At 71.5% G+C, this 11543-nt stretch carries 11 protein-coding genes and 1 pseudogene; 1 reads left to right on the top strand and 11 read right to left on the bottom strand.

Translation table 11 applies throughout. The features are described 5' to 3' along the window. A partial coding sequence (locus ACTHNQ_RS02885; protein WP_440330920.1) for a 2-oxo-4-hydroxy-4-carboxy-5-ureidoimidazoline decarboxylase occupies window positions 1-204 on the bottom strand: 204 nt, incomplete at its 3' end. 102 nt (window positions 205-306) lie between these two features. Here ACTHNQ_RS02885 and ACTHNQ_RS02880 point away from each other — a divergent pair. Beyond that, entirely contained in the window at window positions 307-1068 is a 762-nt protein-coding gene (locus tag ACTHNQ_RS02880) for an SDR family oxidoreductase (RefSeq protein WP_440330919.1), read from the top strand. Between the two features lie 48 nt (window positions 1069-1116). Here ACTHNQ_RS02880 and bcp read toward each other — a convergent pair whose 3' ends face one another. The 10 genes and pseudogenes from bcp to ACTHNQ_RS02830 all read right to left on the bottom strand — a co-directional run. Then, entirely contained in the window at window positions 1117-1590 is a 474-nt protein-coding gene (bcp, locus tag ACTHNQ_RS02875; protein WP_440330918.1) for a thioredoxin-dependent thiol peroxidase, read from the bottom strand. 22 nt (window positions 1591-1612) lie between these two features. Further along, window positions 1613-2527, bottom strand: a complete 915-nt coding sequence (locus tag ACTHNQ_RS02870; RefSeq protein WP_440330917.1) for an HpcH/HpaI aldolase/citrate lyase family protein — start codon at window positions 2525-2527, stop codon at window positions 1613-1615. 53 nt (window positions 2528-2580) lie between these two features. Further along, entirely contained in the window at window positions 2581-3933 is a 1353-nt protein-coding gene (allB, locus tag ACTHNQ_RS02865; protein ID WP_440330916.1) for an allantoinase AllB, read from the bottom strand. Continuing rightward, entirely contained in the window at window positions 3930-5339 is a 1410-nt protein-coding gene (locus ACTHNQ_RS02860) for a glycerate kinase (RefSeq protein ID WP_440330915.1), read from the bottom strand. The genes allB and ACTHNQ_RS02860 overlap by 4 nt, the downstream gene beginning before the upstream one ends. Before the next feature lie 21 nt (window positions 5340-5360). Then, window positions 5361-7154, bottom strand: a complete 1794-nt coding sequence (gene gcl, locus ACTHNQ_RS02855; protein ID WP_440330914.1) for a glyoxylate carboligase — start codon at window positions 7152-7154, stop codon at window positions 5361-5363. An 18-nt stretch (window positions 7155-7172) separates the two neighbouring features. Continuing rightward, entirely contained in the window at window positions 7173-8105 is a 933-nt protein-coding gene (locus tag ACTHNQ_RS02850; protein ID WP_440330922.1) for a 2-hydroxy-3-oxopropionate reductase, read from the bottom strand. Continuing rightward, window positions 8102-8926 (bottom strand): hydroxypyruvate isomerase family protein, encoded by an 825-nt coding sequence (locus ACTHNQ_RS02845; RefSeq protein ID WP_440330913.1) that lies wholly within the window; start codon window positions 8924-8926, stop codon window positions 8102-8104. Before ACTHNQ_RS02845 ends, ACTHNQ_RS02850 begins: the two co-directional genes overlap by 4 nt. A gap of 183 nt (window positions 8927-9109) precedes the next feature. After that, window positions 9110-9922, bottom strand: a complete 813-nt coding sequence (locus ACTHNQ_RS02840; protein WP_440330912.1) for a bifunctional allantoicase/(S)-ureidoglycine aminohydrolase — start codon at window positions 9920-9922, stop codon at window positions 9110-9112. Beyond that, window positions 9919-11208: a DUF6986 family protein gene (locus tag ACTHNQ_RS02835; protein ID WP_440330911.1), complete on the bottom strand. Its 1290-nt coding sequence runs from the start codon at window positions 11206-11208 to the stop codon at window positions 9919-9921. The genes ACTHNQ_RS02840 and ACTHNQ_RS02835 overlap by 4 nt, the downstream gene beginning before the upstream one ends. Further along, window positions 11205-11543 (bottom strand): annotated as a pseudogene (locus tag ACTHNQ_RS02830) (malate synthase A); the annotation flags it as partial. The gene ACTHNQ_RS02835 and the pseudogene ACTHNQ_RS02830, both read right to left, overlap by 4 nt.

Raw genomic sequence — 11543 nt, 5'->3', positions numbered from 1 at the left:
GCGGGGGTGGTGCGCGAGAGCACCGTCGATCTCGGTGACCGTCCAGGGTGACGCGGCTGTGCGCGCCACCTCGACTGCCTCCTCCACGTTGGAGTAGGGACGGCCCTCGACCACGGCGTCGATCCAGCGATCGATGTCGACACAGGGGCGCACGAGAGCTCTCGCGGCGTCCGCGTCGATCCGGTTGAATGCTTCAAGCTTCACTGCTTGTTCCTTCGCTCTTCCATAATGCGAAATTCAATTTCCATTACATGAGATATGGTCTCCCGCAGAGCGTGTGTTGTCAACCCTTCGGAAGGAAATCGGATGCCTCCCACCTCGGACACCGGGAAAGTCGCCGTCGTCACCGGCGCCGGCACGGGCATCGGCCGCGCCGTCGCACGGGCATTCCTCGACGCGGGGTGGGCGGTGGTTCTCGCCGGGCGCACACCGGGGACGCTGGAAGAGGCAGCGGCACGGCATCCGCTCGCCCACACCGTCGTGACGGACGTGACCGACCCTGCCGGCGTCGACGCGCTCTTCACGGCCGCGGTCGAACGCTTCGGCCGCGTCGACGTCGTGTTCAACAACGCCGGCGTGCCCGGCCCGCAGGGCGCCGTCGACGAGGTCGCCCTCGACGCGTGGCAGCACACGCTCGATGTCAACGTCACGGGAGCCATGCTCGTCGCCGGCGCCGCCGTGCGCACCATGAAGGCGCAGCGGCCGCAGGGCGGACGGATCATCAACAACGGCTCGATCGCCGCGCATCGCCCGCGCCCGCGCACGGTGGCGTACGCGGTCTCCAAGCATGCCGTGACCGGCCTGACGCGGGCGATCGCGCTCGACGGGCGCCCGTACGGCATCACCTGCGGTCAGATCGACATCGGCAACGCCGCGACCGCGCTCCTCAGCGACCTCGGCCACGGCGGCGAGCACGTCCAGCCCGACGGCTCGCTCAAGGTCGAGCCGACGTTCGACGTCGCCGAGGCGGCGCGCACGGTCGTCTTCATGGCGTCGCTGCCGGCGAACGCCGTGATCGGGAACGTCACCCTCACCGCCGCGGGCATGCCGTACGACGGACGCGGCTGAGCCCGGCGCGAGCATGACTCATCCGCGCCGGGCTCGGACCGCGCGGGCTCAGGCCGCGAGCTGCTCGCGCAGGCGTGCGACGTGGCCGTTGGGGTCGACGTGGTACTCGGCGGACTCGATCGTGCCGTCGGCGGCGAGCACGAACGTCGAGCGGATGAGGCCCACGCGCTCCTCGCCGTTCACGACCTTCGTGCCCCAGGCGCCCCACGCCTCGGCGACGGCGTGGTCGGCGTCCGACAGCAGGGGGAACGACAGCTGCTCGGCCTCGGCCCACTCCGCCAGGCGCTCGACCGTGTCGGGCGAGATGCCGACGACGGAGACGCCCGCCGCCTGCAGCGACGCGAGGTTGTCGCGGAAGTCGCAGGCCTCGGTCGTGCAGCCGGGCGTGAAGGCGGCCGGGTAGAAGTACACGACGAGCCGGCGGCCCGCGAAGTCCTCGGGGCGCACCACGGCGCCGGTGGGGTCCGGCAGGGCGAAGCCCGGGTTGGCGTCGCCGGCGGAGAGGCGGATGCCGTCAGTCATGGGTGTGTCCTTTCGACAGGTGTCACGAAGTGGGATGCACGCCGAAGGCGAGAGCCAGCTTCTCGATCTTCTGCGCACGGCCGAGACGCGGCAAGTCGCTGCCGTCGCGGACCACGCGGCCCCGACCCTCGAAGTCGGCGAGGAAGTCCAGCGCCCACAGCACCTCGCTGGGGGTCGGGCAGATGACCTCGTTGATCACGGGAGCCTGCTCGGCGGCCAGACACAGCTTGCCCGTCATGCCCATCGACACCGTGATGCCGGACTGCTCCCGCAGCGTCGGCATGCTGTTGCCGACGGTGGGGCCGTCGATCGGGCCCGGGAGGTTGCCGACGCGGCTCGCGACCACCAGCCGGGCGCGCGGGTAGGCCATGGCCTCGGCATCCGCGCTCATTCCGGTGTCGCGGCGGAAGTCGCCGCTGCCGAACGCCAGACGGAATGCGCCGCGCGCACGGGCGATGTGTGCGGCATCCTCCATGCCGATCGCCGACTCGATCAGGGCGACCACCGGCACGTTGCCGCCCAGGCGGTCGAACGAGCTCGTCACCTGAGCGGGCGATTCGGTCTTGGCGAGCATGATGCCCAGGAGCGACGGGATGCCGGCGAGCGCGGCGAGATCCTCGGCCCAGAACGGGCTGGCGGCGTCGTTCACGCGCACCCATGCCCGCCCGCCGCCGCGGAGCCAGTCCACGACGTCCTGGCGCGCCTGCGGCTTGTTGCTCGGATCGACCGCGTCCTCGATGTCGAGCACGACGGCATCCGCTCGCGAGGCGGCCATGTCGTCGAACGTGTCGGCACGGGTGCCGGGCACGAGCAGCCACGACCGGGCGATCGACGGGTCGACGGGGCGGTGGCGCGGCGGCCGCGTCGCGGTCAGGGTGCGGAGGTCGTCCTCGGGATCGAGGACGTCGGGGCCACTGCCATACGGATCTGCGGACATCTCACTCTTCTTCCGACATCTGGGGGCGCGGTCATGCGACCGGCGGTTGTCTCTCAGGCCGCGCCGCGGCGGATCAGGCGTCCGCGCGGCTCGGCGAAGTCGACGCGCTCACCTCGCAGGAACGTCTCGCGCACCACGCCCGACAGCGCCTTGCCGTCGTAGGGGGTGAGCGGGTTCTTGTGGTGCAGCTTGTTCACGTCGACCACATACGCGCTGTCGGGCGCGAACACCGACAAGTCGGCGTCGAACCCGAGCGCGATCTTTCCCTTGCGAGTGAGTCCGGCGAGGGCCGCCGGACGCGCCGACATCCATTCCACCACGGTCTCGAGCGGGATGCCTCGCAGCCGCGCTTCGGACCACACCAGCGACAGGCCGAGCTGCAGCGACGCGACCCCTCCCCACGCGACGGCGAAGTCGCCGTTGTCGAGGTCCTTGAGGTCGAGGGTCGACGGCGAGTGGTCGCTCACGATGCAGTCGATCGTGCCGTCGATGAGCCCCTGCCACAGCAGCTCGCGGTTCGAGGCCTCCCGGATCGGCGGGCAGCACTTGAACGCGGTCGCGCCGTTGGGGATCTCTTCGGCGAGCAGCGTCAGGTAGTGCGGGCACGTCTCGACCGTCAGGCGCACGCCGTCGCGCTTGGCGGTCGCGATCATGGGCAGCGCGTCCGACGACGACAGGTGGAGGATGTGGGCCCGTGCGCCGGTCCAGCGGGCGCGTTCGATGACTTCGGCGATCGCGATGTTCTCGGCGCCGCGGGGGCGGGAGGCGAGGAACCGGTCGTAGTGGTCGCCCTCGGCCGACGGTGCGCGGTCGATCGCGCGGGAGTCCTCGGCGTGGACGATGAGCAGCGAGTCGAAGCTCGCGAGCTCCGCCATGTCGCGCTCCATCTCGTCGGCGTCGAGGTGGGGGAACTCGTCGACGCCGGAGTGCAGCAGGAAGCATTTGAACCCGAACACGCCTTCGTCGTGCAGGGCGCGCAGGTCGCCGGTGTTGCCGGGGATCGCGCCGCCCCAGAAGCCGACGTCGACGAAGGCCTGGTCCTTGGCGACGCTGCGCTTGAGCTCGAGGGCCTCGACGTTCACGGTCGGCGGGATGCTGTTCAGCGGCATGTCGATGATGGTCGTCACGCCGCCCGCGGCGGCGGCCTTGGTCGCCGACGCGAAGCCCTCCCACTCGGTGCGGCCGGGCTCGTTGACGTGCACGTGCGAGTCGACGAGCCCGGGCAGCAGCGTCTCGTCGTCCTGCAGCGTGATGATCTCGCGGCCCCGCAGGTCGTGGCCGAGCGGCTCGATGGCGACGATCACTCCGTCGCTGATGCCGATCTCTCGCGCGGCGAAGCCCGCGGTGGTCAGGATGCGCTCGCCGCGGACGACGACGTCGTACTCAGGGGTCTGGTTCTCGCTCATGTGGGGGTGCTTTCGGTGAGGGGCTCTGCCCGCTCGGCTCCGTCGCCGATCGGAAGGGATGCCGCGAGCTCGGCGCCGACCTCGCGGAGCAGCCGCGCGGCATCGCGCATGCTGATCTCGGGATCCTGCTCGCGCGCGGCGAGGGCGTACGTGCGGAGGAACCCGGCCGCGCGCAGCCGCTCGTCGTCGAGCGTGGTGCGTCCGCAGACGGCGACGACGGGGACGGATGCCGCCCGCGCGGCCAGGGCGACACCGACCGGCGTCTTGCCGCCGAGCGTCTGCTCGTCGATGCTGCCCTCGCCGGTGACGACGAGGTCGGCGCCGGCGAGGCGCTCGCGCAGGCCGGTGAGATCGAGCACGACGTCGATGCCGCTGCGGCGCTCCGCGCCGAGTGCGGCGACGGCCGCGAAGCCGACGCCTCCCGCAGCACCGGCCCCCGGAGCATCGGACGCGCCGGGCACCCCGAACGCGGCGGCCACGAGCGCCGCGTAGTGTGCGAGCGCGGCATCCAGCTCGGCGACGTCGTCGGGCGTCGCGCCCTTCTGCGGCCCGAACACTGCGGCGGCGCCGTTCGGACCGAGCAGCGGGTTGTCGACGTCGCACGCGATCCGGAACTCGGCCTCGCGCACGCGCGGGTCGAGTCCCGCCACGTCGATGCGGGCCAGGCGCGCCAGCTCGGCGCCACCCGGGCCGATGTCCTGGCCGACGTCGCGCCGGATCACGTCCGCATAGTGCGCGAGCGCGGCGTCGAGCTGCGCCACCATCGCCGGCGTCGCGCCCTTCTGCGGCCCGAACACTGCGGCGGCGCCGTTCGGACCGAGCAGCGGGTTGTCGACGTCGCTCGCGAGGGTGAGGGATGCCTCGGCCAGCCGAGGATCGAGGTGCGAGGCATCCACCGTCACCAGTCGCGCGAGGGCGGCGCCGCCCCCCGGAAGCACCGCCCCCGCGCCGTCGTGGAGCCGCAGGCCGAGCGCCTGCAGCATGCCGGCGCCGCCGTCGGTGCCGGCGCTTCCGCCGACGCCGAGCACGATGCGTCGCGCGCCGGCGTCGAGGGCCGCGAGGATCAGCTCGCCGGTGCCGCGGCTCGTGGCGCCGCGCGCATTACGGACACCGCCCGGGAGGACGGCGAGCCCCGACGCGAGGGCCATCTCGATGACGGCCTCGTCGCCTCGCAGCCCCCAGTCCGCGGCGACGGACTGTCCGGTCGGTCCGGTGACGACGCAGGTGCGCCGTTCGAAGCCGGCGCCGAGCGCCGCATCCAGCGTGCCCTCTCCCCCGTCGGCGACGGGCACCAGGTCGACGACGGCGTCCGGACGCGCGGCCCGGAAGCCGTCGGCGACGGCGCGTGCGACGCCGGCCGCGTCCAAGGAGCCCTTGAACTTGTCGGGGGCGATGACGATGCGCATGTCGGCTTTCGGCGGAAGGGTTCAGTCGACCAGAGCGTAGACCGCCGCAGGGGCGTCTTCGCCCTTCTCGGCGAGATCCTCGAACTCCACCATGTTGTCGAGCTCGGTGCCCATCGCGATGTTGGTCACGCGCTCGAGGATCACCTCGACCACGACGGGCACCTGGAACTCGTCCTTGAGACGCTCGGCCTCGGCGAACGCGGCCGCCAGGTCCTCGGGGCGCTCGACCCGCAGCGCCTTGCATCCCAGCCCCTCGGCCACCTTGACGTGGTCGACGCCGTAGCCGTGCGCGACGCTGTCGGCGTCGTACGGGGTGTTGACGTTGTCGAAGGCGAGAGACACCTCGAAGTCCATCTCGAAGCCGCGCTGCGACTGGCGGATGAGGCCGAGGTAGCTGTTGTTGACCACGACATGGATGTACGGCAGCTTGTGCTGCGCGCCCACCGCGAGCTCTTCGATCATGAACTGGAAGTCGTAGTCCCCCGACAGCGCGACGACCGGCTGGCCCGGCTTGCCCCGCACGACGCCGAGCGCAGCCGGGCCCGTCCAGCCGAGCGGGCCGGCCTGGCCCGCGTTGATCCACTTCCGCGGCCCGTACACGTGCAGCAGTTGCGCGCCGGCGATCTGCGACAGGCCGATCGTTGTCACGTAGGTGGTCTCGCGCGGGAAGGCCAGCACCATCTCCTGGTAGACGCGGTGCGGTTTCATCGGCACGTTGTCGAAGTTGGTCTTGCGCTGCAGGGTGGCCTTGCGGATGCGGCAGTCCTCGGCCCAGCCGAGGTACGACGGCAGCGAGCCCGCGGACTGGCGCTCGCGCGCGACCTCGAGGATCGCGTCGAGGAACAGGCCGGCGTCCGAGACGACGCTGTAGTCGGGCGCGAACACGCGGCCGATCTGGGTGGGCTCGATGTCGACATGCACGAAGGTGCGCCCCTTGCGGTACAGGTCGAGGCCGCCGGTGTGGCGGTTCGCCCACCGGTTGCCGACCCCCAGCACGAAGTCGGACTCGAGGAAGTTCGCGTTGCCGTAGCGCTGCGAGGTCTGGATGCCGACCATGCCGGCCGCCAGCGGGTGGTCGTCGGCGATCGAGCCCCAGCCCATGAGCGTCGGCACCACCGGCACTCCCAGCAGCTCCGCCAGCTCCACGAGCTTCTCGGACGCGCCGGCGTTGATGACGCCGCCTCCGGAGATGATCAGCGGGTGCGCGGCGGCGGTCAGCAGGTCGAGCACCTTCTCGGCCTGCGCGCGCGTCGCGGCCGGCTTCGCGATCGGCAGCGGCTCGTACGTGTCGATGTCGAACTCGATCTCGGTCATCTGCACATCGAACGGCAGGTCGATGAGCACGGGCCCGGGGCGGCCCTGGCGCATCACCTGGAAGGCCGTCTGGAAGGCGCCCGGGATCTGGCCGGCCTCGAGCACGGTCTTGGCGAACTTCGTGACCGGCTTCGCGATCGACGCGATGTCGACGGCCTGAAAGTCCTCCTTGTCGAGCTTGGCGACCGGCGCCTGGCCGGTGATGCACAGCATCGGGATGGAGTCGGCGATCGCGGCGTACAGGCCGGTGATCATGTCGGTGCCCGCAGGGCCCGACGTGCCGAGGCAGACGCCGATGCGGCCGTCGCCGGTGCGGCTGTAGCCGTCGGCCATGTGGGAGGCGCCCTCGACGTGACGGGCGAGCGTGTGACGGATGCCGCCGCTGGCGCGCATCGCGGAGTAGAGGGGGTTGATGGCGGCCCCGGGCAGTCCGAACGCCTCGGTGGCGCCCTCTTTGATCAGGATCTGCACGATGGCGTCGACGGCGCGCATGCGAGTCATGGGAGTTCTCCTTGAGGTTCAGTCGCGGCCGGACAGCTCAGCGGTGAGCTTGAACAGGCCGGAGTGGTCGAGTCCGCCGTCGCCGCGCGCGACCAGCGAGGTCACGAGCTGGGCGACCGCCGAACCCAGCGGAACGGTGATGCCGGCCTGGCGTGCGGCGGCGGTGACGATGCCCAGGTCCTTGTTGTGGAGGGCGAGGCGGAAGCCGGGGGCGAAGTCGCGGTTCAGCATCTTCTGCCCCTTCTGGTCGAGCACCTTCGAGCCAGCGAGCCCGCCGCCGAGCACCTTCAGTGCCGCGTCGGTGTCGACGCCGTAGGCCTCCAGGAAGACGACGGCCTCGGCGAGCGCCTGGATGTTGACGGCGACGATGAGCTGGTTCGCGGCCTTCACGGTCTGGCCGGCACCGGCGGGGCCGACGTGCACGATGGTCTTGCCGATGGCGTTCAGCACCGGCTCGGCCCTCGCGAAGTCCTCGGCGGTGCCGCCGACCATGATCGACAGCACGGCGTCGATGGCGCCCTGCTCGCCGCCCGACACGGGGGCGTCGACTGCGCCGACTCCGGCGGCGACGGCCTCGGCGGCGAGCTCCTTGGCGACGTCGGGGCGGATCGACGAGTTGTCGATCCACAGCGCGCCGGGCTTGGCGTGGGCGAACACGCCTTCGGCGCCGCGGACCACGCCGGCGACATCGGGCGAGTCGGGGACCATCGTGATGATCACGTCGGCGTCCGTGACGGCCTCGGCGACGCTGCCGGCACCCCGGCCGCCCGCGGCGACGAGGGCGTCGATCGGGTCCTGGCTGCGGTTGTACCCGGTGACCGAGTACCCGGCGGCGACGAGGTTCTTGGCCATGGGCAGGCCCATGATCCCGAGACCGATGACTGCGACGTTGCTCATTGCTGTGGTCCTTGCGTGTCGAGAGAGGAGTGGATGCCGGCGGCCGCGCGTCAGCGGGCGCCGACGGGGCCGCGCTCGGCGGCGGGGAGCCACGCGAAGGGGTCGGCGGCGTCGGTCTTGTACTCCAGGCCGACGACTCCGTCGTAGCCGCGCGCTTCTGCGTCGCCGATCCACTGCGCGAGGGGCAGGTCGCCGGTGCCGGGCTCGCCCCGGCCGGGGGCGTCGGCGATCTGGATATGACCGAAGTCGGCGGCGTGCGAGGCGATTACCGCCGGCACGTCGTCGCCGTTGACGGCCAGGTGGTAGAAGTCCGCGAGCAGGCGCACGTTGTCGACGCCGTGCTCGCTGCGCACGCGGTCGATGACCGCCAGCGCGTCCGCGGCGGTCGTGAGCGGGTAGGCGGGCGTGCCGCTCACCGGCTCCAGCAGCACGATGCCGCCGATCTCGGCGACCGCGCGGCCCGCGGCGGCCAGGTTGCGCACCGCCAGGTCGTCCTGCGCGGCCGGGTCGGCGCCCTCGAGGCGGTTGCCGTACAGGGCGTTGAATGCCCTGGTGCCCAGACGCCGGCCGATCTCGACGACCACGCCGATGTTGGCGGCGAACTCGTCCTCGCGGCCGGTCCACGACACCAGACCCCGGTCGCCGGCCGGCATGTCGCCGGCGAAGAAGTTGAGACCCGTCAGATGCACGCCGGCGCCCTCGACGGCCGCGACGAACGCGTCGATGTCGTCAGCGGCGGGCACGGCCTCGCCGAAGGGCCACCAGAACTCGACCGCGTCGAACCCGGCGGCCTTGGCCGCGGCAGGGCGCTCGTGCAGCGGCAGCTGCGTCAGCAGGATCGAGCAGTTCACCGTGTAGCGGGTCGTGGTGCTCATGGGACTTCCTTGTCAATCTGATCGATTCCACATTGTGGAATCCAATTTCTGCGATATGAAAAGCGTAGGACAGATGCCGGATGCCGTCAACCCTCGGCGACGGCATCCACGTGCCGCTCCTCTCCCCGGCGAACGACGACGGGCGGGTGCCCGCAGGCACCCGCCCGTCCGATCCCCGCTGGATCAGGTGAGCCGGATCTGGCGGTTCATGTCCTTGTACAGGAGGTAGCGGAACGGCTCGGGGCCGCCGGCGTAGCAGGCCTGCGGACAGAACGCCCTCAGCAGCATGTAGTCGCCCGCCTCGCATTCGACCCAGTCGTCGTTGAGGCGGTAGACGGCCTTGCCCTGCAGCACGAACAGTCCGTGCTCCATGACGTGCGTCTCGGCGAACGGGATCGAGCCGCCCGGCTGGAACGTCACGATGTTGACCTGCATGTCGTGGGCCATGTCGCTCGCATCCGAGAAGCGCGTGGTCGCCCACACGCCGTCGGAGTCGGGCATCGCGACCGGTTCGACGTCCTGATCGCGCGTGACGAAGGACGCCGGCGCGGGCACGCCTTCGAGCCACTCGTACGCCTTGCGGATCCAGTGGAAGCTCGTGAGCTCGCCGCCGCGGTTGGCGAGCGACCACTCCGCGCCCGGGGCGATGAAGGCGTAGCCGCCCTCGCCGAGCACATGCTCCTCGCCCTCGAGGGTCAGCGTCAGCTCGCCGGTCGTGACGAACACGACTCCCTCGACGCCCGCCTCGGGCTCCGGCCGGGCCGCCCCGCCGCCGGGGGCGATCTCGACGATCAGCTGCGAGAACGTCGTCGCCGAGCTCGGCGTGGGACGCGCGAGGATCCACGCCCGGGTGTCGGTGAAGCCCGGCAGGCTCGACGTGACGATGTCGCGCAGCACCCCCTTCGGGATGAACGTGTACGCGAGCTTCACGACGGCGCGATCGGTCAGCAGGTCGGACTGGGGCGGCAGCCCGCCGCGCGGGGTGTAGTAGCTCATGAGGACTCCTGTGTCGTTGCGGGGGCCGTGGCGAGTCTCGGGTGGGCGAGCGCGGTGAGTGCGGCGACGTCGAGGCCGGCGGCATCCTGAACCTCCGCCTCGGTGACCGCGCCGCACGAGATCCCGCGCAGCACGAACGCGGCCAGCGCACGCGCCGTCGCCGGTTCGTCCATCACCGCGCTCTCGACGCGCCGCACGTAGTCGTGAAGCCGCGTCGTCGCCGACGCAAGGCCTTCGCGGTAGAACAGCGTGTTCGCGACGAAGCGCGGCACCAGCTGCGCCGGGTGCAGGTCCCAGCCCTGGTAGTAGCCGCGCTCCAGCGAGCGGCGCGTCAGGCGGGCGCTCAGCCGCCAGGCCGCCCGCACCTCGTCCGCGTCGCCGACCGGCAGGATGTTGGTCGAGCCGTCCGACAGGCGCACGCCCGTCTGGGCGGCCGCGACCTGCATCACGTTCTTGGCGTGGTCGGCGGCGGGGTGCTCCATGGACTGGTACGCCGCGGCGATGCCGAGCGACGCGCTGTAGTCGTACGTGCCGTAGTGCAGACCGCTCACGCGCCCCTCGGCGGCGTGGATCGCGGCGGCCAGCGGCGACGTGCCGTCCGGACCGAGGATCAGCTGCGGCGTCTCGACCTGCACCTCGAACCGCAGCCGGCCGGGTGTGAGCCCGTAGTGCTCTTCGAAGCGGTGGCAGATGTGCGCCATCGCCTCCACCTGCGCGACCGTCGTCACTTTGGGCAGCGTGAGCACGAGTCCGTCGGGCAGGTCGCCGGCTTCGAGCAGGGTCGAGAGGAACACATCGAGGGAGCGGATGCCGCGGGCCCGGGTGGGCGCCTCGAAGCACTTGAACCGGATGCCGATGAACGCCGGTGCGACGCCCGCATCCACGGCCGCGAGGATCTGCTCGGCCGCACGACGCACATCGGCATCCTCCGCCTCGTCACCGCGGTCGCCGTACCCGTCCTCGAAGTCCAGGCGCAGGTCCTCGATCGGCTCGGTGCGGAGCTTGGCCTCGACGAGGGTCGCGACGTCGGACGCGAAGGCCTCGGGCACGCCGAGCTCCCGCACGACCGCCGCCATGCCCCCGTGGGCATCGACGGCGGCGAGCGCCGTCTCGCCCCACTCCGCCGGCAGCGCCGGCGTGTAGCGGTCGGCCGGCACGTACACCGTGTGCACCGGCTGGCGCGAACCGTCGTCGCCGGGGAACCGGTCGGCCAGCATCCGGTCGGTCGTCGCGAGGAACCGGTCGAGCTCGGCAAGATCGCCGGACGCGAGCAGGCGCTCCGTCATCGTGCGACCACCAGGTCGTACGCCGGCGTCGTGAGGAAGTCGGTGTAGTCCTCCGACAGGCAGATGTCGGCCACGAGGTCCGCGGCCGGGCGATAGAAGCGCTCGAACTGCTCGGCGCCCACCTCGCCCTGCAGCCGGACGGTCTCTTCGTCGAGGATGCGGCGCACGAGCTCGCGCGTCACGGTCTGGCCGGTGTCGGCCAGGACGACGCCGTTGCGGATCTGCTGCCACACCTGCGACCGCGAGATCTCGGCGGTGGCGGCATCCTCCATGAGGTTGTGGATCGCCACCGCGCCGTTGCCCGACAGCCACACCGCGATGTAGGCGATCGCGAC

Origin of the sequence: Microbacterium sp. (genome assembly GCF_051953575.1) — a bacterium.
Lineage (GTDB): Bacteria > Actinomycetota > Actinomycetes > Actinomycetales > Microbacteriaceae > Microbacterium.
This window is presented reverse-complemented; position numbering and strand designations above follow the sequence as displayed.

Coding starts and splice junctions, on each gene's coding strand:
- ACTHNQ_RS02880 (WP_440330919.1), top strand. CDS start 307: ATGCCTCCCACCTCGGACACCGGGAAAGTCGCCGTCGTCACCGGCGCC.
- bcp (WP_440330918.1), bottom strand. CDS start 1,590: ATGACTGACGGCATCCGCCTCTCCGCCGGCGACGCCAACCCGGGCTTC.
- ACTHNQ_RS02870 (WP_440330917.1), bottom strand. CDS start 2,527: ATGTCCGCAGATCCGTATGGCAGTGGCCCCGACGTCCTCGATCCCGAG.
- allB (WP_440330916.1), bottom strand. CDS start 3,933: ATGAGCGAGAACCAGACCCCTGAGTACGACGTCGTCGTCCGCGGCGAG.
- ACTHNQ_RS02860 (WP_440330915.1), bottom strand. CDS start 5,339: ATGCGCATCGTCATCGCCCCCGACAAGTTCAAGGGCTCCTTGGACGCG.
- gcl (WP_440330914.1), bottom strand. CDS start 7,154: ATGACTCGCATGCGCGCCGTCGACGCCATCGTGCAGATCCTGATCAAA.
- ACTHNQ_RS02845 (WP_440330913.1), bottom strand. CDS start 8,926: ATGAGCACCACGACCCGCTACACGGTGAACTGCTCGATCCTGCTGACG.
- ACTHNQ_RS02840 (WP_440330912.1), bottom strand. CDS start 9,922: ATGAGCTACTACACCCCGCGCGGCGGGCTGCCGCCCCAGTCCGACCTG.
- ACTHNQ_RS02835 (WP_440330911.1), bottom strand. CDS start 11,208: ATGACGGAGCGCCTGCTCGCGTCCGGCGATCTTGCCGAGCTCGACCGG.